The 18,766-nt window shown below is 74.3% G+C and carries 20 protein-coding genes; 10 read left to right on the plus strand and 10 right to left on the minus strand.

The genetic code is table 11. The features are described from left to right. On the minus strand, positions 1-953 hold a 953-nt coding region (locus tag amrb99_RS53265; RefSeq protein ID WP_190859110.1), incomplete at its 3' end, for a HAMP domain-containing sensor histidine kinase. A gap of 481 nt (positions 954-1,434) precedes the next feature. Between amrb99_RS53265 and amrb99_RS22360 the strand changes: the two genes are divergently transcribed. Next, on the plus strand, positions 1,435-1,947 hold the full coding sequence (locus tag amrb99_RS22360) for an EamA family transporter (protein ID WP_206700059.1): 513 nt from the start codon (positions 1,435-1,437) through the stop codon (positions 1,945-1,947). Between the two features lie 71 nt (positions 1,948-2,018). Here the strand turns inward: amrb99_RS22360 and amrb99_RS22365 are convergent, their stop codons facing one another. Continuing rightward, positions 2,019-2,681 carry a GNAT family N-acetyltransferase gene (locus tag amrb99_RS22365; protein ID WP_190859119.1) on the minus strand — a complete coding sequence of 221 codons (663 nt, stop codon included), beginning with the start codon at positions 2,679-2,681 and terminating at the stop codon, positions 2,019-2,021. A gap of 354 nt (positions 2,682-3,035) precedes the next feature. Here amrb99_RS22365 and amrb99_RS22370 point away from each other — a divergent pair, with 354 nt between their 5' ends. From amrb99_RS22370 to mnhG, 6 genes are read left to right on the plus strand one after another with little or no spacing between them, the layout of a single operon-like run. Beyond that, the gene (locus amrb99_RS22370; protein ID WP_347256796.1) at positions 3,036-5,918 is read left to right on the plus strand and encodes a Na+/H+ antiporter subunit A; all 2,883 of its coding nucleotides are present in this window, start codon (positions 3,036-3,038) and stop codon (positions 5,916-5,918) included. Further along, entirely contained in the window at positions 5,918-6,472 is a 555-nt protein-coding gene (locus amrb99_RS22375; protein WP_190859122.1) for a Na(+)/H(+) antiporter subunit C, read from the plus strand. Before amrb99_RS22370 ends, amrb99_RS22375 begins: the two co-directional genes overlap by 1 nt. Next, positions 6,469-7,986 carry a Na+/H+ antiporter subunit D gene (locus amrb99_RS22380; RefSeq protein WP_190859124.1) on the plus strand — a complete coding sequence of 506 codons (1,518 nt, stop codon included), beginning with the start codon at positions 6,469-6,471 and terminating at the stop codon, positions 7,984-7,986. The genes amrb99_RS22375 and amrb99_RS22380 overlap by 4 nt, the downstream gene beginning before the upstream one ends. Beyond that, positions 7,983-8,540 carry a Na+/H+ antiporter subunit E gene (locus amrb99_RS22385; RefSeq protein ID WP_190859126.1) on the plus strand — a complete coding sequence of 186 codons (558 nt, stop codon included), beginning with the start codon at positions 7,983-7,985 and terminating at the stop codon, positions 8,538-8,540. The genes amrb99_RS22380 and amrb99_RS22385 overlap by 4 nt, the downstream gene beginning before the upstream one ends. Further along, positions 8,537-8,830 carry a monovalent cation/H+ antiporter complex subunit F gene (locus amrb99_RS22390; protein ID WP_190859128.1) on the plus strand — a complete coding sequence of 98 codons (294 nt, stop codon included), beginning with the start codon at positions 8,537-8,539 and terminating at the stop codon, positions 8,828-8,830. The genes amrb99_RS22385 and amrb99_RS22390 overlap by 4 nt, the downstream gene beginning before the upstream one ends. Beyond that, on the plus strand, positions 8,827-9,168 hold the full coding sequence (gene mnhG, locus amrb99_RS22395; RefSeq protein WP_190859130.1) for a monovalent cation/H(+) antiporter subunit G: 342 nt from the start codon (positions 8,827-8,829) through the stop codon (positions 9,166-9,168). Before amrb99_RS22390 ends, mnhG begins: the two co-directional genes overlap by 4 nt. A gap of 120 nt (positions 9,169-9,288) precedes the next feature. On the opposite strand, the gene amrb99_RS22400 is transcribed toward mnhG, so the two are convergent. The 4 genes from amrb99_RS22400 to amrb99_RS22415 form a co-directional block, all read right to left on the minus strand. Beyond that, entirely contained in the window at positions 9,289-9,978 is a 690-nt protein-coding gene (locus tag amrb99_RS22400) for a TetR/AcrR family transcriptional regulator (protein ID WP_347256797.1), read from the minus strand. 71 nt (positions 9,979-10,049) lie between these two features. Further along, positions 10,050-10,883: an SAM-dependent methyltransferase gene (locus amrb99_RS22405; RefSeq protein ID WP_190859132.1), complete on the minus strand. Its 834-nt coding sequence runs from the start codon at positions 10,881-10,883 to the stop codon at positions 10,050-10,052. A gap of 85 nt (positions 10,884-10,968) precedes the next feature. Beyond that, positions 10,969-11,178: a DUF397 domain-containing protein gene (locus tag amrb99_RS22410; RefSeq protein ID WP_190859134.1), complete on the minus strand. Its 210-nt coding sequence runs from the start codon at positions 11,176-11,178 to the stop codon at positions 10,969-10,971. Beyond that, positions 11,175-12,032, minus strand: coding sequence for a helix-turn-helix transcriptional regulator (locus tag amrb99_RS22415; protein ID WP_190859136.1), 858 nt, complete (start codon positions 12,030-12,032; stop codon positions 11,175-11,177). The genes amrb99_RS22410 and amrb99_RS22415 overlap by 4 nt, the downstream gene beginning before the upstream one ends. Before the next feature lie 222 nt (positions 12,033-12,254). Here amrb99_RS22415 and amrb99_RS22420 point away from each other — a divergent pair, with 222 nt between their 5' ends. Beyond that, positions 12,255-12,692, plus strand: a complete 438-nt coding sequence (locus tag amrb99_RS22420) for a hypothetical protein (protein WP_190859139.1) — start codon at positions 12,255-12,257, stop codon at positions 12,690-12,692. Between the two features lie 64 nt (positions 12,693-12,756). Here amrb99_RS22420 and amrb99_RS22425 read toward each other — a convergent pair whose 3' ends face one another. Both amrb99_RS22425 and amrb99_RS22430 read right to left on the minus strand, forming a co-directional pair. Then, complete coding sequence (locus amrb99_RS22425; protein ID WP_190859142.1) at positions 12,757-13,404, minus strand: nitroreductase family protein; 648 nt, start codon at positions 13,402-13,404, stop codon at positions 12,757-12,759. Beyond that, positions 13,401-14,141: a FadR/GntR family transcriptional regulator gene (locus tag amrb99_RS22430; RefSeq protein ID WP_190859144.1), complete on the minus strand. Its 741-nt coding sequence runs from the start codon at positions 14,139-14,141 to the stop codon at positions 13,401-13,403. The genes amrb99_RS22425 and amrb99_RS22430 overlap by 4 nt, the downstream gene beginning before the upstream one ends. Before the next feature lie 170 nt (positions 14,142-14,311). Between amrb99_RS22430 and amrb99_RS22435 the strand changes: the two genes are divergently transcribed. Then, positions 14,312-15,730, plus strand: a complete 1,419-nt coding sequence (locus amrb99_RS22435; RefSeq protein WP_206700060.1) for a gluconate:H+ symporter — start codon at positions 14,312-14,314, stop codon at positions 15,728-15,730. A 97-nt stretch (positions 15,731-15,827) separates the two neighbouring features. On the opposite strand, the gene amrb99_RS22440 is transcribed toward amrb99_RS22435, so the two are convergent. After that, positions 15,828-17,249, minus strand: a complete 1,422-nt coding sequence (locus amrb99_RS22440) for a HAMP domain-containing sensor histidine kinase (RefSeq protein ID WP_347256798.1) — start codon at positions 17,247-17,249, stop codon at positions 15,828-15,830. Between the two features lie 34 nt (positions 17,250-17,283). Further along, positions 17,284-17,961 carry a response regulator transcription factor gene (locus amrb99_RS22445; RefSeq protein ID WP_190859153.1) on the minus strand — a complete coding sequence of 226 codons (678 nt, stop codon included), beginning with the start codon at positions 17,959-17,961 and terminating at the stop codon, positions 17,284-17,286. Positions 17,962-18,075: 114 nt separating this feature from the next. On the opposite strand from amrb99_RS22445, the gene amrb99_RS22450 reads away from it, so the two are divergent. Continuing rightward, positions 18,076-18,747, plus strand: a complete 672-nt coding sequence (locus tag amrb99_RS22450) for a PepSY domain-containing protein (protein ID WP_190859160.1) — start codon at positions 18,076-18,078, stop codon at positions 18,745-18,747. Positions 18,748-18,766 lie beyond the last annotated feature (19 nt).

Raw genomic sequence — 18,766 nt, forward strand, 5'->3', positions numbered from 1 at the left:
GCCCGACGCTGCACGGCCGCCGGCCGTTCCGCGGGCCCCGGACGCCCCACGGCCGCCGGTCGCTCCGCGGCTGCGCCCGCCGGGCGCTCCCCGCGGCGCGCCATCGCCAGATGCGCCATCGCCGGGGGCATCTCGCCGGTCCCGACCGTGTGCGGCTCGTCCTGTGGGATCTCGCAGAGCAGCGACGGCGGGATCGTCACCATCGCGACCGTGCCGCCGGTCCGCCCGGCGAGCCGCACGCCGATGCCGTGCCGGCGGGCCAGCCGGTGCACCACGGGGAAGCCCGTCTGCCGCGACGTCTCGTCCGTCATCGGCGGCACCGGCCCGGCCAGCGCCTTGTTCAGGCCCTCCAGCTGCGAGGGCGACATGCCGATGCCGGAGTCCTCGATGCGGAGCATCACGGCGCCGTCGGCGAGCAGGTGCGCGCTCACGGTCACCCGCGAGGGCGAGTAGCGGGTCGCGTTGTCCAGCAGCGCCGCGACCAGGGACGCCAGGTCCTCCGCCGCGTACGCGGGGACCGCGAGCTCCACCACGCGCAGGATCGAGACGTGCCGGTACTGCTCGATGGACGACTCGGCCATCCGGACCACGTCCAGCAGCGACGTGTCGGCCCCGGACGCCTCCTCGGCGTCCCGGCCGGCGAGGACCCGCAGGTCGCGCGCGGCCCGCCGCATGCGCGTCACGCCGTGGTCGATCTCGTAGAGGGCCTCGAGCCGGTCAGGGTCCTCCTCCTGGCGTTCCAGCAGGTCCATGGCGGGACGCATCTTCTCCGCGAGTACGAGGAATTGCAGGCAGAACCGTTCGCACAACTCCGGCCACACGTCCGGGTCGGCCGTTCCGGCGGGCATCGGGACCGGCACAGACGGCCGCTGCTGCTGCGGCTGCGCGGCCATCGGGGCCTGCGGCTGTGCGGCCGGCGGCACCTGCGGCTGCGGCTGCGTGGGCCGCTGCACCTGCGACTGCGGCTGCGTGGGCCGCTGCGGTTGCGGTTGCGGCGGCCGCTGCGGTTGCGGTCGGGGTTGCGCGGGCCTCTGCGGTTGCGCGTGCGGTTGCGGCGGCGCGGCCATCGGCCCCTGCGAGGGCGCCATCGGCCCCGGATACGGCGGCGGTACGGCCTGCGGGGGCGGGGCGGCCTGCCGGGTGCGCTTCGGCCACCTCACCGGCGCGCTCCCCGAGCCGCCGCCGGAAGGTGCGCGCCGCAGGTCATCCGGCGTTTCGTCAAAGCAGCCTTCTTCACCTAAGCCTCAGCACCGGGCGACACGGCAGCGGACCGCGCACGCTCGGAACACCGGCCGGCGGCCCCCTGCCGGGAGGGGCACCCGGGAAAGAGTGGCATACGGACAGTCGCCGATCAATGCGTTCCAGTTATATACCCCTTATAGCCGCCAAAAGCCTCTATTAGATGTTTGTCGCTATTGCCGGGAATTTCCGATCGTGTCGCGGCGGTCGATCACCCGGCGCAGCGCGCCCAGGCCGCGCGCGATCGGCGGCGCCCCCTCACCGCCGCGCCGGACGCAGGCGATGAGGCGCCGCTTCGGCACCGCCCCGCCGCGCAGCGGGACGCGGACCGCCCGGTCCCCCGGCGGCAGCGGCGCCAGCCGGGGCACCGGATCGACGCTGACCTGGGGAGTCGTCGCCGGGGCGGTGCTCGTCCTGCCGCTCGCCCCGGCGGCCGGCGGCGGCCTGTGGCACCCGGGCGTCCTCGCCGCGGGCCTCGGCCTCGCCGTGCTGTCGGCCGTCCTGCTGTGGTCGCTCGACCAGGCCGCGCTGCGCCGCCTGCCCGAACGGACGGTCGCCGTCATGGTCAGCCTGGAGCCCGCCGCAGGCGCCGTCGCCGGGCTCGTCCTGCTCGGCGAGCACCTCGCCTGGACGCGGTGGCTCGCGATCGGCTGCGTCTGCGCCGCCTCCTCCGGCGCCGCCCTCGGCCACCGCGAGCGAGGGACATGACCAGGCGGTTATCGCATCCGCCGACCCCGCCTACACCGCCGCGTGGGCGTTCCTCGCCGTGGTCAGCGCCGTCACCGTGCGCCGTCGCGCGGGCGCAGGCGCATGCCGAGGATCTTCGTGTCCGGGCCGTCGTCGAGCATCTCGAAGCCCATGTGCCCGTAGAAGCCCAGCGCGTTCGCGTTGCGGGCGTTGACCCCGAGGTGAAGTCCGGGCACCCCGCGCTCGCGCAGGGCCTCGATCAGGATCGCGCACAGGCGCCGCCCGTTCCCGCCGCCCTGCGCCTCCGGCAGGAGGTCGATGTGCAGGTGCGCCGGATACCGGGCCGTGATGTGCGCGGGAGTGCGGGGCGGGTCGTCGATGTAGGCGCGCAGCCAGGCGTCCGGGCCGCCGGGCTCGACGGACCGTCCCGCCACCCGCGCGCGGATCCGCGGCCACCACGCGCGGTCGAGTTCGCGCTCGAAGGCTGCGGTGTCCTCGGCGGCGAGGATGTACCCGACCGGCCGCGACGCCCCGCCCTCGTCCCGCGCGAGCACCCAGGCGAGGTCGGGCGCGTGGGCCAGATACGGCCCGGCGAACACGTCGCCGAGCAGCCGCGGATCGTCCACCAGGCCGGTCGCGTCGCCGCCGAGGGCGGCGGTCCGCAGGCAGATGCCGTAGATCCGGCGGACCTCCTCGGGGTCGTCCGCGCGAGCCGGGCGGACGGGCAGCGGCGCGGTGCGCGAACCGGCGGTCATCGTGGGCCTCCCAGTACCAGAGCGAGCGGCGCTCGCAGGCTAACATGAAAACCGATCGTTGATCGCTTTTCGCGCCCGGCGCTCGGAGGACGAGGGACGGGGCGGGGGTGCCTCGAACTCCTGGCCGTGCAGGCCGATGACGCTCATGAGGGCGCCGAAGTCCCGGGTGCGGACGCCGGTGGACCAGATGATGGTGTCGGCGCGCTGCCGCGGTTCGGGCCGGGCCGCTGGCCGACCTCGGCGCGTGGCACGGCGGCACGTGCGGGTAAAGCAATCGTGTCCGGGGGCCGGAGAGCGTGGCGGCGCCTTCCCGGAGCACTAGTGTGACGGTCCAGCACGATCCGATCACCATGCGTGATCGCCGGTTCGCCGTCCACTCCTGCTGGGGCCTCATTGCTGCTGTTGCTCGCCGCGTACTGCGCGGCCGCGGCGGCGGCGCCGGTGCTCGTGCGGGCCCTCGGGCGGGGCGCGTTCCCTCCGCTGGCGGCGGTGCTCGCCGCGGCCGCCGGATGGGCGGTATGGCCGTGGCTGCGCGGCGGCGCGCCGCGCACCGAGTCGTGGTCGTGGATCCCCGGCCTCGGCCTCCACCTGTACCTGCGCTCCGACCCGCTGACCTGGATGATGATGGTCATCGTCGGCGGCGTCGGCGGGCTGATCGTGCTGTACTGCGGCCGCTACTTCACCGGCGCCGAGCCGAAGCTCGGCGCGTTCGCCGGGGAGCTGGTCGGGTTCGGCGCCGCGATGCTCGGGCTGGTCCTGGCCGACGACCTCGTCCTGCTGTACGTGTTCTGGGAGCTGACGACCGTCCTGTCGTACCTGCTCATCGGGTACGACGCGGAGCGCGGCATCGCGCGGCGCGCGGCGACGCAGGCGATCGTCATCACCACGTTCGGCGGGCTGGCGATGCTGGTCGGGCTCCTCCTGCTCGGGCAGGCGGCGGGCACCGACCGGCTGTCGGCGATCGTCGCGGCGCCGCCCGGCGGGGGCACCGCGGCGACGGCGGTCGTGCTGATCCTCGTCGGCGCGCTGTCGAAGTCCGCGCTCGTCCCGTTCGGGCTGTGGCTGCCGGGGGCGATGGCCGCGCCGACGCCGGTCAGCGCGTTCCTGCACGCCGCCGCGATGGTGAAGGCGGGCGTGTACCTGGTGGCGCGGCTCGCGCCCGCGTTCGCCGGGACGGCCGGGTGGCGGCCGATCGTGGTGGGCTGCGGGATCGCGACGATGCTGCTGGCCGGGTGGCGGGCGCTGCGCGAGCACGACCTGAAGCTGCTGCTCGCCTACGGGACGGTCAGCCAGCTCGGGTTCATGGTCGTGCTGGTCGGCGCCGGGAACCGGGTCGCGGCGCTGGCGGGGTTCACGGTGCTGCTCGCGCACGCCCTGTTCAAGTCCGCGCTGTTCCTCGCGGTCGGGGTCGTCGACCACTCGACCGGGACGCGCGACCTGCGGAAGCTGTCCGGGCTCGGGCGCGAGACGCCGGTGCTGTTCGGGGCGGCGATCGCGGCGGCGGCGTCGATGGCGGGCGTCCCGGCGACCCTCGGGTTCGCCGGGAAGGAGGCCGCGTACGAGGCGTTCCTCGGCGGCGACACCGGACTGCTCGTCCTGCTCGCGGTGGGGTCCGCGCTGACCGCCGCGTACAGCCTGCGGTTCCTGTGGGGCGCGTTCGCGCGCAAGGAGGGCGTCGCGCCGCGCGAAGTGCACCGTCCCGGGGTGCTGCTGCTCGCGCCGGTGGTGCTGCTCGCGGCGGCGGGCGTCGTCGTCGGGCTGCTCGCCGGGCAGCTGAACGCGCCGATCGAGCGGGAGGCCGCGCCGTTCCCGGTGACGCGGCACGGCGGCTACCACCTGTCGGCCTGGCACGGGTTCGGTCTTCCGCTGCTGCTCACCGCGGTCTCGCTGGCGGCCGGCGTCGCGCTGTTCGGGCTCGGACGGCGCGTCGCGCGCGTCCCGCAGTTCTTCGAGCCCGAGCAGGTCTACCTGCGGTTCATGCACGGGCTCAGCACGTTCGCGCTCCAGCTCACCGGGACCGTGCAGCGCGGGTCGCTGCCCGACTACCTGCTGATCATCCTGCTCGCCGCGGTCGGCCTGGCGGGCGGCGCCGTCGTGACGGGCCTGCCGTGGCCGGAGCCGCTCGGCGACCGGATCTGGGACTCCCCTGCGCAGGCGCTCGTCGCGCTGCTCACCGTCATCGCGGCGGCCGCGGCGATCCGGGCCCGCGACCGGGGCCAGACGGTCGTGCTGTCCGGCGCGTCCGGGTTCGGGGTCGCCACGCTGTTCGTCCTGCAGGGCGCGCCCGACCTGGCGCTCACCCAGTTCCTCGTCGAGACCGCGAGCCTGATCGTCTTCGTGCTGGTGCTGCGGCGGCTGCCCGCCCGGTTCTCGACGCGCTCCCCCGCGCAGCGCACCGTCCACCTGCTGGTCGGCGCGCTGGCCGGGCTCACCGCGACCGCCGTCACGCTGCTCGCGGCGCGGGCCCGCCACGCCGTGCCCGTCTCCGCCGCCTACCCCGGCGCGGCCCGGGAGGCCGGCGGCGGCAACATCGTCGCGGTCACGCTCGTGGACCTGCGCTCCTGGGACACCCTCGGCGAGAGCGTCGTCATCGCCCTTGCCGCCCTCGGCGTGACCAGCATGGTGTTCGCGCGGCGGCCGCTGTCGGCGCCGCCCCCGCCCGGCCCCGGCACCAGCGTGTGGGGCGTCGAGGAGATCACCGCGCTGGACGAGGCCCCGCCCGCCGGATGGCTCGCGGCCGGGTCCACGCTCGCCGCCGAACGGCGCTCCATCGTGTTCGAGGTCGTCGCCCAGGCCATCTTCCACACCGTGCTGCTGTACTCGCTGTTCCTGCTGTTCACCGCGCACTCCGCGCCCGGCGGCGGGTTCGCGGGCGGCATCGTCGCGGGGCTCGCGCTCGCCGTCCGCTACCTCGCGGGCGGCCCGTTCGAGCTGTGGGAGGCGGCGCCCGTCCCGGCGGGCGCGCTGCTCGGCACCGGCGCGATCATCGTGTCCGGGACGGCGCTCGGCGGCCTGGCCTGGGGGCACGCGGTGCTGGAGAGCGCGTCCGCGGACGCGCACCTGCCGCTGCTCGGCCACGTCCACCTCGTCACGTCGCTGCTGTTCGAGATCGGCGTCTACCTGATCGTCATCGGGCTCGTCCTCACCGTGCTGTCCGTGCTCGGCGCCGAGATCGACCGGCAGACCGAGGCCGACCGGCGCCGCGGGGCGGGCCGCACCGGCGAGGGGGCCGGCTGATGAGCCCCTCCCTGGTGCTCGCCGCGACCGGCGGGACGCTCGTCGCCGCCGGCGTCGTGCTGCTGCTGGAGCGCAGCCTGTCCCGGCTGGTCGTCGGGGTGCTGGTGCTCAGCAACGGGGTGAACCTGCTGATCCTCACCGCGGGCGGCCCGGCCGGCGCCGCGCCGATCCTCACCGGACGCGGCCCGCGCGGCGGCCCGCGCCGCGCGCTCAGCGACCCGCTGTCGCAGGCGCTGATCCTCACCGCGATCGTGATCTCGCTGGCGTCGGCGGCGTTCGTGCTGGCCATCGCCTACCGCAGCGGGAGGCTCAGCGGCGACGACGACGTCCGCGACGACATCGAGGACCTGCGGGTCCGCCGGGAGAGCGAGGACGACGTCGGGCTGCGCGCCGAGCGCGAGCGGCGCGCCGTCGCCGACCCGTCCGAGCTCGGCGCCCGCGAGGAGCCCGACAGCGACTTCCCCGGCGGCGTCCCCCGCGACGGCCGCCGCGACGGCCGCCGCGATGGCCGCCGCGAGCGCCGGCCGGGGCGGCAGGGGCGGGACGGCCAGTGAACGCGCTCGTCCCGCTGCCGGTGCTGCTGCCCGTCCTGGCCGCCGGCGTCAAGATCCTCATCGGGCCGCGGCGCCCGGTGCTGAAACGCGCGATCAGCATCGTCGCGCTCGCCGCGGTGCTCGGCGTCGCGGTCGCGCTGCTGGTCCGCGCGGACCGGTACGGCCCGCAGGTCGTGCGGCTCGGCGGCTGGCCCGCGCCGGTCGGCATCACGCTGGTCGCGGACCGGCTGTCGGCGGTGATGCTCGCCGTGTCGTCCGCCGTCACCCTCTGCGTGATGGTCTACGCGTTCGGGCAGGACGTCGCCGAACGCGACCGGGACACGCCGCTGTCGGTGTTCCACCCGACCTACCTGCTGCTGACCGCCGGGGTCTGCGACGCGTTCCTCGCCGGCGACCTGTTCAACCTGTTCGTCGGGTTCGAGATGATGCTGATGGCCAGCTACGTGCTGGTGACGCTCGGCGGCACCATGGCCCGCGTCCGCGCCGGGACGACCTACATCGTCGTCGCGCTGCTGTCGTCGATGCTGTTCCTCGTCGCCATCGCCGTGCTGTACGCCGCGACGGGCACCGTCAACATGGCGCAGCTGTCGTGGCGGATCGCCGAGCTGCCCGGCCCGGTCGCCCGGATCGCCGAGGTGACGCTGCTGACCGCGTTCGCGGTGAAGGCGGCGGTGTTCCCGCTGTCGATGTGGCTGCCCGACTCCTACCCGTCCGCGCCGACCCCGGTCAGCGCCGTGTTCGCCGGCCTGCTCACCAAGATCGGCGTGTACGGGGTGATCCGGGCCGAGACGCTGCTGTTCCCGGGCGGCCACCTGCGCCGGGTGCTCCTGGTCGCGGCGCTGCTGAGCATGCTCGTCGGGGTGCTGGGCGCGATGGTGCAGATCGACGTGCGGCGGCTGCTGTCGTTCACGCTGGTCAGCCATATCGGCTACATGATCTTCGGGGTGGCGCTGGACTCGGCGGCGGGGCTCGCCGCGACCGTCTTCTACGTCCTGCACCACATCACGATCCAGACCACGTTGTTCCTGGTCGCCGGGCTCATCGACCGGCGCGGCGGCGCGACGTCGCTGGCCCGGCTCGGCGGGCTCGCGCGCACCGCGCCGCTGGTCGGCGTGCTGTTCTTCGTCCCCGCGATGAACCTCGGCGGCATCCCGCCCCTGTCGGGGTTCCTCGGCAAGCTCGGGCTGCTGCGGGCGGGCCTCGCGCAGGGCGGGCCGCTGGTGGACGTCCTCGTCGCGGGCGCCGTGGTGACGAGCCTGCTCACCCTGTACTCGCTGGTGAAGGTGTGGAACCAGGCGTTCTGGAGCGCCCCGCCGGACGACCTCCCGCAGGGCGCGCGCGCTGCACGGCTGCCCGCCGCGATGGTCGCCGGGAGCGCCGCGCTGGTCGTCCTCAGCCTCGCCTACACCGCGGCGGGCGGCCCGCTGTACGCGCTGTGCGAGCGCGCCGCCGCCGAACTGCTGAACCCGCAGACCTACACGCGGGCCGTGTTCCCTTCGGGAGGCGCCACTTGAGGGAGTTCACCATCCGGATCGGACGCCGCCGGGAGCTCCGGCTGCCCGCGGTCGTCTGGCTGACGCTCGTGTGGGTGCTGCTGTGGGACCGGCCGACCGTCGCGAACCTGGTGTCCGGGCTGGTCCTCGCGGTGCTGCTGCAACTGGCGTTCCCGCTCCCGCCGGTCGGCCCGCAGCTGCGGCTCAGGCCCGTCGGGCTCATCGTGTTCGTGCTGCGCGCCGCCGCCGACCTGCTGCACAGCGCCGGGCCGCTGGCCTGGCAGGCGGCGGGCGGGCGCGGCCGAGCCAAGCGCAACTCGGTCATCGCGGTCCCGCTGCGCACCCGCTCCGACCTGATCCTCACCATCATGGCGATCTCGCTGTCGGCGACGCCCGGCACGCTGGTGCTGGACGTCCGGCACTCCGACGCGACGCTGTTCCTGCACGTCCTCGGCGCCGACGACGACGCGGCCGTGGAGAAGGCCCGGCGGGACGTGCAGGCGCTCGAACGCCGGACCGTCCGGGCCTTCGGCACCCGCGACGACCTGTGCGCCCTCGCGGAGGACGGGTCATGACGGCCGTGCTCGTCGCGGTGGCGGCGGTGCTGTTCCTCGCCGCCGCGTGCACGCTCGTCCGGATCGTCCGGGGCCCGTCGATGCTCGACCGCGCCATGGCGCTGGACGTCCTGCTCGCCGTGATCATGGCGGGACTGGGCGCGTCCGCGGTCGCCGACGGCGACACCTGGGTGCTGCCGACGCTGCTGGCCCTGTCGCTGGTCGCCTTCGTCGGCTCGGTCGCGGTCGCCCGGTTCCTCACCCACCGCGTCCCCGCCCCGGACGACCCGGACCGGGGGGCGGACGCGTGAGGACGGCGTTCACGGCGGCGTTCCTGCTGCTCGGCGCGGGCGCCTCGCTCAGCGCAGGGCTCGGCCTGCTGCGGCTGCCCGACCTGTTCACCCGGATGCACGCCGCGACGAAGTCGCAGGCCGTCGGCCTGCTGCTGGTGCTGGCCGGCGTCGGCGTCCGGTTCCCGACCATCGAGGTGCTCACCTCGCTGGTGCTGGTCGCGCTGCTGCAGATCATCACCGTCCCGGTCGCGGCGCACCTGGTCGGGCGCGCCGCCTACCGCACCGGCCACGTCGACCGCGACCTGCTGCACGCCGACGAGCTGGCGCGCGCCCTCGGATCGCCCGGCGACGGCTGAGCCCGCGCGCTCGGCGCGCTCCTCGCCGTGTCGGTGCCGCGCGGCGTCCACAGCGATGCCGGGCGGCCCGACCTGGCGGAGTCCCGCCGCTGAACCTCCGTCCTGACGGCGCGGCCGCCGTCAGGAGGAGGCGTCCGGGACCGGGCGCTGCCCGAACGCCCCGGCCTCCCAGAGCGTGCGGACGTTCCGGACGAGCGGCGGGCCGACCGCGCGCAGCGCTTCCAGGTCGTTGTCGGCGACCGCGTTCGTCACCAGCGTGCTGGTCGCGGCGACGATCATCCGGCAGGTGAAGCGGCCCGCCTCGTCGCGCGCGCCCAGCATGTCGGCGAGCACATCGGTGATCATGTTCTGCAGGTCCGCCCGCCGCCGGATCGCCTCGGGCCCGGCGGCGTACACCTCGATCAGGAACAGCCGGGTGTAGGGCAGCTCGATGGCGAGCGCCTCGAGGTAGGCGGTGAAGCCCTGCTCGAAACGGTCCATCGGACCGCCCGCCGCGCCCGCGCCGTCCGTGGCGGGACGGCCGTCCTCGCCCGCGCCGATCATCTCCAGCAGGTGCTGCACCAGCAGGTCCCGCGCGACGTCGAAGGCGGCCATGAAGCAGTCGAGCTTGCTGTCGAACACCTGGTAGAAGCTCTGCCGCGACACCCCGGACCGCTGGAGCACGTCCGCCACCGAGGTGGCGACGTACCCCTTCTCCGCCATCACCTCGGCCATCGCGGCGCACAGCCGCGACCGCTGGATGCGTTCCACTTCCTCGGGGGACAGCGCCGAGCGCCCTCTGGGCAGCCGGCGCGGCGATGAGTCCGACACGCTGTTCACCTTATGTCCACCCGGCCCTGACGTGCTCGTACACCGGCACGGACGGTCCGGGGACGGGCGGGTCAGGGCTTGCGGGCGACGCCGGCGGGGATCCAGGTGTGCGACGGGTCGGCCTCGGCGGGGTTCTTGCTGCCCCAGACGTCGACGTAGGACAGCCCGGGCGGGGTGTCCTCGTGCGGCGGGAGGTACTCCCAGCCGTCGAAGAACCGGTCGATCTCCTCGAACGTGCGGAAGTTCAGCCGGGCGGTGACGTTCCGGTAGACCTCGTTGAACCGCTCGATCTTGTCGGCGCGCTGCCCGTCGGCCGTGACGTGCGACAGCGCGAGGTAGCTCCCGGACGGCACCGCGTCGAGGTAGCGGCGCAGCAGCGACCACGGGTCCCGCTCGGGGTCCACGAAGTGCCAGATGGCGACGTGCAGGTAGCCGACGGGCCGGGAGAAGTCGATGAGCCGCCGCACCTCGGGGTCGGCGAGGACGGAGTCGGGGTCGGCGATGTCGGCGTCGACGTAGACGACGTTCTTCTCACCGCCGCGGCGCAGCATGTCCCGCGACATGTCCAGGACCACGGGGTCGTTGTCGACGTAGACGACGTGCGCCTCCGGATGGACGACCTGGACGACCTCGTGGGTGTTCCAGGCCGTCGGGATGCCGGAGCCGAGGTCGATGAACTGGTCGACGCCGGCCCGCGCCATGACGGCCGCCGCGCGCTGCAGGAATATGCGGTTGGCCTGCGCCATGTAGTGCAGTTCCGGGACCTTCTCCTGGAGTTTCCGGGCGGCCTCCTCGTCCGCGGGGGTGTGGTGCCGGCCGTTGAGGAAGTAGTCGTAAATGCGTCCCGCCGAAGCGACACCCGGGCCGCTTTTCAAAGCGCCCTTGGGGTGGGGGTAGGTGTCCATCGTCTTCCTTGGGAAGGGGTCGGTGAAAGAGGAGAAGGGCGGCCCGGCGGGGGTTCGCCGGGGCCCTTCGTCCGCCTTCATTCGTTCACAGGTCGAAACGGCCCGCCTTCACCCGCGCGGCGAATGTGCGCCATGCCTCGCTGCCGAACACCAGCGTTCCGCCGTCGCGGTCCTTGGTGTCGCGGACTCCGACGACCCGGTCGCCGCCGCCGACCTCCACGCAGGCGTCCTGCGCGGCATTCGACCGCGACGATTTCCGCCACGTTCCGGGGGTGATCAGATCATGATTCCTCATTGCGGGGCTATCCCTTCCATCATCTTCTCGAGGAACTCGGTCGTCTGTTTCGGGGTCAGCGCCTTCGCCTGGAGCCAGGCCCAGACCTGCTCGTAGCGGGCGACGGCGGCGCCGGTCTCGACCCGGCTGCGCCCGGTCACCGAGCCCTCGACGAAGATCCCCGCGCTGATGACATCCGAGTCGAAGTCGAACGCCATGAAGGAGCCGAGCGCCGGGTGCGGGCCGGCGCTGAACGGCATCACCTGGATGGTCACGGCGGGCGGCGGCACCAGCAGGCGGGCGATCTGCGCGCGGCGCAGCGCCGGGCCGCCGGGCATCCGCGCCAGCGCGGTCTCGTCGATCATGAAGACGGCCTCGCGGACGGTGCCGCCGAACACCTCCGCCTGCCGTCCCATCCGCAGCTCGACGCCGGAGTCGACGCGGGTGGGCGAGACGCTGGGGTCGACGGCCTGGATGACCTGCCGGGCGTACTCGGGCGTCTGCAAGAGTCCCGGAATCGCGGTCAGGTCCCACGCGCGAATTCGGACGGCCGCCATCTCCATGCCGAGCAGTTCGGCGGTGGCGTCGGGCCAGTCGCCGCTGCCGTTCCACCAGCCCGGCCGGCTCGCCCGTTCACGCAATTCCTCTAGTTCGTCCCGTTTGTCGGGCGGAACTCCGTAATGCGTGCAGAGCCCGCGCAGGACGAGAACACTGGGGGTGACCTCGGCGTTCTCCCACCGTCTCACGGTCTGCGGATGCACCCCGAGATCACGGGCGATGGACGCCACCGACTCGCCGGACGCCTTGCGCGCATCGGCGAGGGCGTTGCCGAGCAGCCATCCCGACAGCACCGGCCCGTCGTCACCGGGAGTCATCCTCCGTGTCTACACCGCCCCATCACACCATGCAACCCGCATAATGCAGCTTTTGCGCCGGACGATCATTACGCATTGCCGACGATCATCCCGTGATCCGCGTCATGTAAATTGACATGAAGCGCTTGACACGCCGCCGCCCGCGGAGGACCGTCTTTCACAGGGAGTCAGCGTCGCCCGACCTGGCTGTCAGACACCGCCACCGCTCCCGGGAGCCCCGCCATGACGATCTCCGCCATCGCCGAGCCCCCGTATCCGGGCACCGCCGGCCGCGCGAGCGCGCCCGGCGGCCGCGCGGACGCCCTCGGCGAGGCGGAGGACTGCGCGCGCCGCCTCATGTCCCGCCTTCACGCCCTCGGCCTGAGCACCTCGGGACCGTGGGGGAACGGCTCCTCGCCGATGGCGGTCTCGGCGCAGTGCGTGCAGGTCGAGCCGTACGTCGGGCGCACCGTCTGGCTGCTGCCGCCCCCCGGCGGGCCGTCCGGCGAACCCGCGCCCGGGGACGCCCTCTACTGGCACTGGCAGCGGCCCCGCCGCGACCGCGCGGGCCGTCCGGTCGCCCGCTGGTTCCAGCCGTTCTGCCCGGCCGCCGACCCCGAGAAGGCCGCCACCGCGATCTCCGAGGCGATCTTCGCCGACCTCCGCAGGCGCGGCCGCTGACCGGGGACGGGGCTCCCGGCGAGCCGAGGGGGATCGCCGGTGCCCGCCCCGCGGTGGTGTCCTATCACCACTCGTCGACGTGCAGGACCTCGTCCAGCGGCACGCGCGGCGCGGGCCGGAACGTCTCGCCCGTGTAGTACGCGGTGGGGACGAGCGCGCCCTGCCGCACGTCCGCCGGCAGCCCGAGGACGTCCGCGACCTCCTGCTCGTACGCCAGGTGCAGCGTCGTCCACGCGGTGCCGAGGCCCCGCGCCCGCGCCGCGAGCGCGTAGTTCCACACGGCCGGGAGCAGCGACCCCCACAGCCCGGCCTGGTTCCCGTCCGGCAGCTTCCCGCCGTGCAGCCGCAGGCACGGGATCACCAGCACCGGCACGTCCCCCATGCGTTCGGCCAGGTAGGAGGCGCTGTCACCGACGCGGCGCTGCACCTCGGCGCGGTCCGGGTCGTCGGCGTACTGCCCGGCGGACGTGCCGCCCGCCGCGGCGTACGCGGCGAACGAGCGCCGGTAGTACTCGCCGATCGCCTTCCGCTTCTCGGTGTCGGTGACGACGATCCAGTGCCAGCCCTGCCGGTTGCTGCCGCTCGGCGCCTGGACGGCGATCTCCAGGCACTCGCGGACGAGGTCCATCGGCACGGGACGGGCCAGGTCGAGGCGCTTGCGCACGGTACGGGTGGTGGTCAGCAGTTCGTCCGGGCTCAGCGGAAGAGTCATGATCCCAGTATCGACGGCGGGGCCGGCGGGCCGGCGTCGGAGGGGTCGAGCATGGCGCGCGTCGCCTCGTCGACGATGTCGCGCATCGCGCGCTCGGCGGCCGCGGCGTCGCCCGCCTGGACGGCCTGGGCCACCTCGGCGTGCCAGCGGATCGCGGCCGGCTCCGGACGCGCGGGCATCAGGTGGTGGTGGGTGCGGCCCGCGAGGACGGCGGCGACGACCCCGCTGAGCGCGCCCATCATCTCGTTGCCCGACGCCTGCAGCAGCGTCCGGTGGAACTGGACGTCCGCCTCCAGGTAGGCCTCCAGGTCGCCGGACTTGCCGTGCACCGCCATCTGCATGACGGCGCCGGTCAGCGTGCCGCACTGGGTGGGCGTCGCGCGCAGCGCCGCGAGGTGGGCCGCGACGGGTTCCAGCCCGCGCCGCAGCTCGCCGAGCTCGCGGAGCTGCTCGTCGCGGCCGGGGCCCTCCAGGCGCCAGCCGATGATCTGCGGGTCGAACAGGTTCCAGCAGCCGCGGGGCGCGACCGTGATGCCGACGCGGCGCCGGCTGGTCACCATCCCCATCGACTCCAGCACCCGGATCGCCTCGCGGACCACGGAGCGGGAGACCCCGAACCGGGCCTCCAGCTGCTCGATCCGCAGCACCTCGCCCGCCGGGACGTCCCCCGAGGTGATCTGCACGCCGAGCCGGTCGACGACGCTGCCGTGCAACCCGGCCGGGCTGTCTCGCACCATGGCGTCAATCATCACACGATTGCGTCGATGCAGGCACACCCCGATGTCAAAGGTATGTTTTTTCGACGTGACCTCTTGATAACGGCTGGTTAATGAGGTGCACTCGGCGCAGGTGGCGCCCCCCGCCCCCCGGGATCTCCCCAGCCCCGCCACCGAGGAGGATGACCGCAATGCACTCGATCGTGCTCGCCGCGGCGCCGCACGCGTCCAGCGGGCGGCTCGTGCCCGCGGCGCTCGCCGGCATCGCGCTGATCGTCGTACTGATCACCTGGCTGAAGGTGCACCCGTTCCTGAGCCTCACCCTCGGCTCGCTGCTGGTCGGGGCCATCGCGGGACTGCCGATGGCCGACACCGTGAAGAGCTTCGGCAAGGGCTTCGGCGACACCGCGTCCGGCGTGGGCGCGCTGATCGCGCTCGGCGCGATGTTCGGCAAGCTGCTCGCCGACTCCAGCGGCGCCGACCAGATCGTCGACACCATCGTCGGACGGTCCGGGCGGCGCGCGCTGCCCTGGGCGATGGCGCTGGTCGGCGCGCTCATCGGGCTGCCGATGTTCTTCGAGATCGGCCTCGTGCTGCTGATGCCGGTGATCTACCTGGTGGCGCGCCGCTCCGGGCAGTCGATCATCGCGGTCGGCATCCCGGCGCTGGCCGGACTGTCGGCGATGCACGGGCTCGTCCCGCCGCACCCGGGGCCGCTCGTCGCGATCGACGCGCTGCACGCCGACCTCGGCGTCACGCTGGGCCTCGGCGTGCTCGTCGCCGTGCCGACCGTCGCGCTCGCCGGGCCGCTGCTCGCCCGGTTCGCCGCGCGCTGGGTGGACGTCCGGCCGCCCGAGCTGTTCACCACCGGCGACACGGCCGGCGGCAAGGACGCCGACGAGAGGGACGGCGGCGAGAGGGACGGCGCGGAGCAGGGCCGGCGCCGCCCCTCGTTCGCGCTCACCCTGGCGACCGTGCTGCTGCCGGTCGTGCTGATGCTGCTCAAGGCGTTCGCCGACATCGTGCTCGACGAGGGCACCGAGCCCTACACCGTCCTCGACAACCTCGGCACGCCGCTGATCGCGCTGCTCATCGCGGTGGTCGTCGCGATGTTCACCCTCGGCCGCGGCTCCGGGATGGACCGCCGGACGATCACCGCGACGCTGGAGCGGTCGCTGCCGCCGATCGCGGGCGTGCTGCTGATCGTCGCGGCGGGCGGCGGCTTCAAGCAGACGCTCGTCGACACCGGCATCGGCAAGACCATCGCGGACTGGGTGGACGGCAGCGGGGTGTCCGTGCTCGTCCTCGGCTGGCTCGTCGCCGTGCTGATCCGGCTCGCGACCGGGTCGGCGACCGTCGCGACCGTCACCGCGTCCGGCATCCTCGCCCCGCTCGTCACCGGGCTGAGCACCGGCGACACCTCGCTGCTGGTGCTCGCCGTCGGCAGCGGCTCGCTGTTCTTCTCGCACGTCAACGACGCCGGGTTCTGGCTGGTCAAGGAGTACTTCGGGCTGAGCGTCGGGCAGACGATCAAGTCGTGGTCGCTGATGGAGACGGTGATCTCGGTCTGCGGCCTGGTGTTCGTCCTCGCGCTGAACATCGTCGTCTAGCCGGAGCGGCGCGCCGGCCGGACACGGTCAGCCGGACACGGTCAGCCGGACACGGTCAGCCGGACACGGTCAGCCGGCCGCGGGCAGCCGGACACGGTCAGCCGGCCGCGGGCAGCCATAGCTCGAACGCCGCGCCGCCGCCGGGGGCGGGGCCCGCGGTCAGGTCGCCGCCGTGCGCGCGGGCGACGCCCCGGGCGATGGCGAGGCCGAGGCCCGCGCCGCCCTCGTCGCGGGCGCGCGCGTCGTCGAGCCGGACGAACCGCTCGAAGATCCGCTCCCGGTCGGCGGGCGGGACGCCGGGGCCGTCGTCGGTCACCCGCAGCGCCACCCGCCCGCCGCCCGCGGACAGCGCGGCGCGGACCGACGACGCCGCGTGCCGCTGCGCGTTGTCCAGCAGGTTGACCAGCACCCGTTCGAGCTGCGCGGCGCTGCCGAGCACCTCGAACGCGCCGGTCCCCGTCACCTCGACGGGGACCCGGTCGGTCGCGGCGCGGTGCGCCACCTCCTCGCGGACCAGCGCCCCGAGGTCGACCCGGTCGTGGCGGGGCCGCTCCCCCGCGTCCAGCCGGGCGAGGAGCAGCAGCCCCGCCGCCAGGTCCTGGAGCCGGACGACGTCCTGGACCGCGCCGTCCACGTCCAGCAGGTGGGGGTGCGCGGCGGCGACCTCCAGCTGCGTGCGCAGCGACGCGAGGGGGCTGCGCAGCTCGTGCGAGGCGTCCGCGACGAACCGGCGCTGCCGCTCCACCGACCGCTCCAGCGCGCCGAGCGTCTGGTTGGTCGTCTCCGCCAGCCCCGCCACCTCGTCGCGCGACCCCGGCACCGGCACCCGCCGCGCGAGGTCGCCGGCCGAGGTGATCGCCGCCATCTCCGCCCGGATCGCCTCCACCGGACGCAGTGCCCGCCGCGTCACCAGCCACGTCACCGCCCCGACCACGAGCAGAAGGAGGGGCAGCCCCAGCAGCATCGCGCGGGTCACCGACCCGACGGCCTGCGTGGCGAGCCGCGCCCCCGCGTGCACGACGACGGTCCCGCCCGACGGCGCGGTCGCCGCGACCGCCGCGAACCGGTAGTCGGCCGTGTCGTGGCCGACGGTCGCGCGGCCGCCGTCGTAGTCGACGTCCGTGGAGACCTCGCCGCGCCCCGGCCGCTCACCGCGGCCGCCGTGGTCGTCGTGGCCGTCGTCATCGTCCCCGCCCGTGGACGTCGCGGACGGCGCCGCGTTCGGCGCCACGGACGACGACCCGGTGCCGCTGATCGCGTCCAGGTCCTTGGAGACCGCGACGACCCGGCCGTGCTCGTCCACGACCTGCACCGGATGGTCCTCGGAGTCGGGCAGGTCGAGCCGGGCGACCGGCGTCCCCACCGCGACCTGCGCCGCGACCTCCCGCGCGATGATCTCCGCCTGGAGGTCGGACTGCCGGGTCAGGCTGCCCCGCAGCGTGAGCAGCACGGTCAGCCCGGCCGCGACCAGCGCGACCGCGACGACCGCCGTCGCGGCCAGCGCCGCCCGCGAGCGCACGGACGCGAACGGCCGCCTCCTCCCGCGCGGCACGTCAGCCGCCGTCGGTGCTCAGCCGGTAGCCCGCGCCCCGCACCGTCGTGATCGACCGCCGGCCGAACGGCGCGTCCAGCTTGCGGCGCAGCGCGCTGACGTAGACCTCGACGATGTTGGGGTCGCCGTCGCAGGCGAAGTCCCACACGTTCTCGATGATCTCCGTCTTCGGCACCACCCGGCCCGCATTGACGGCCAGGTGCTCCAGCACGGCGAACTCCTTCGCGGTCAGCTCGACCTCCGCCTCGCCGCGCCGGACCGTCCGGGACGCGGGGTCCACCCGCAGGTCGCCGAGCACGATCTCGGGGGCGCCGCCGCGCGTCCGGCGGCGCAGCAGCGCGCGGATCCGGGCCAGCAGCACCACGTAGGAGAACGGCTTGGTCAGGTAGTCGTCGGCGCCGGTGTCCAGGCCCTCCGCCTCGTCGTACTCGCCGTCCTTGGCGGTCAGCATCAGGATCGGCACCTCGGACCCGCCGGCGCGCAGCTCGGCGCAGACCCGGTAGCCGTTCAGGCCGGGCAGCATGATGTCCAGGACGACCAGGTCGTAGTCGCCCTCGGCCGCCCGGTGCAGCCCGGTGACGCCGTCGTGCGCGACGTCCACGGTGAACCCCTCGGCCGCCAGCCCGCCGGCCAGGGACCGGGCGAGCCGCCGCTCGTCCTCGACCACCAGCAGCTTCATGCCCCCAGCCTGCCAGAACGCGGCTGAAGTGATCTTCAGGAAGCTTCAGCGTCCCTTCAGGCCCGCTCCCGCAGGGTGGTGGACGTCCGCACGTCCCAACCGACGGGGAGAACGATGAAGCCCGACCTGCGCAAGTTCCTGACCGGCCGGCGCCTGCTGGTCACCGGCGTCGCCGCCGCGGCCGTGGCCGCCGGGACGGCCGGCACCGCCCTGGCCGCCGGCCACGGCGACGGTGACGGCGACCGTCCGGCGAAGGCCCCCGCCGTCACCGCCGACCAGGCGATGGCGGCGGCGCTCAAGGCGGCGCCCGGCGCCGTCGGCGAGGCCGACCTCGACGACGGCGCCTGGGAGATCGAGGTCCTGGCCGCCGACGGCACGTGGCACGAGGTCAAGGTCGGCACCGCGAACGCGAAGGTGACCGCCGACCGGGCCGACCGCGGCTCCGGTTCCGACGCCGCCGAGGCGCAGGGCCTGAAGAACACCAAGGTCACCGCTCAGCAGGCCGCCGCGGCCGCGCTGAAGACCGTCCCCGGCGCCGTCACCTCCGTGGAGCTGGAGAACGAGGGCGCGAAGCCCGCCTGGGAGGTCGAGATCACCGGGCAGGACGGCGCCCGGCACGAGCTGCTCGTCGACGGGGCCGGCGGCACCGTCACCCAGAACAAGGCCGAGCACGACGACCACGGCAAGAAGGAGGACGACGGAAAGAAGGACGACGGCAAGCACGCCGACGGGAAGCACGAGGACGGCAAGCACGACGATCACGGCGGCCAGGGCGACGACGACTGATCCCGCCCGCACTGCCCAT

It is taken from the genome of Actinomadura sp. RB99, from assembly GCF_014706005.1.
Classification (GTDB): Bacteria; Actinomycetota; Actinomycetes; order Streptosporangiales; family Streptosporangiaceae; genus Spirillospora.

Bases quoted from the DNA above. Each gene is read 5' to 3' on its own strand.
- amrb99_RS22450 (WP_190859160.1), top strand. From the start codon at position 18,076: ATGAAGCCCGACCTGCGCAAGTTCCTGACCGGCCGGCGCCTGCTGGTC.
- amrb99_RS22375 (WP_190859122.1), top strand. From the start codon at position 5,918: ATGAGCCCCTCCCTGGTGCTCGCCGCGACCGGCGGGACGCTCGTCGCC.
- amrb99_RS22405 (WP_190859132.1), bottom strand. From the start codon at position 10,883: ATGGACACCTACCCCCACCCCAAGGGCGCTTTGAAAAGCGGCCCGGGT.
- amrb99_RS22430 (WP_190859144.1), bottom strand. From the start codon at position 14,141: ATGGTGCGAGACAGCCCGGCCGGGTTGCACGGCAGCGTCGTCGACCGG.
- amrb99_RS22435 (WP_206700060.1), top strand. From the start codon at position 14,312: ATGCACTCGATCGTGCTCGCCGCGGCGCCGCACGCGTCCAGCGGGCGG.
- amrb99_RS22425 (WP_190859142.1), bottom strand. From the start codon at position 13,404: ATGACTCTTCCGCTGAGCCCGGACGAACTGCTGACCACCACCCGTACC.
- amrb99_RS22410 (WP_190859134.1), bottom strand. From the start codon at position 11,178: ATGAGGAATCATGATCTGATCACCCCCGGAACGTGGCGGAAATCGTCG.
- amrb99_RS22420 (WP_190859139.1), top strand. From the start codon at position 12,255: ATGACGATCTCCGCCATCGCCGAGCCCCCGTATCCGGGCACCGCCGGC.
- amrb99_RS22390 (WP_190859128.1), top strand. From the start codon at position 8,537: ATGACGGCCGTGCTCGTCGCGGTGGCGGCGGTGCTGTTCCTCGCCGCC.
- amrb99_RS22415 (WP_190859136.1), bottom strand. From the start codon at position 12,032: ATGACTCCCGGTGACGACGGGCCGGTGCTGTCGGGATGGCTGCTCGGC.
- amrb99_RS22445 (WP_190859153.1), bottom strand. From the start codon at position 17,961: ATGAAGCTGCTGGTGGTCGAGGACGAGCGGCGGCTCGCCCGGTCCCTG.
- amrb99_RS22365 (WP_190859119.1), bottom strand. From the start codon at position 2,681: ATGACCGCCGGTTCGCGCACCGCGCCGCTGCCCGTCCGCCCGGCTCGC.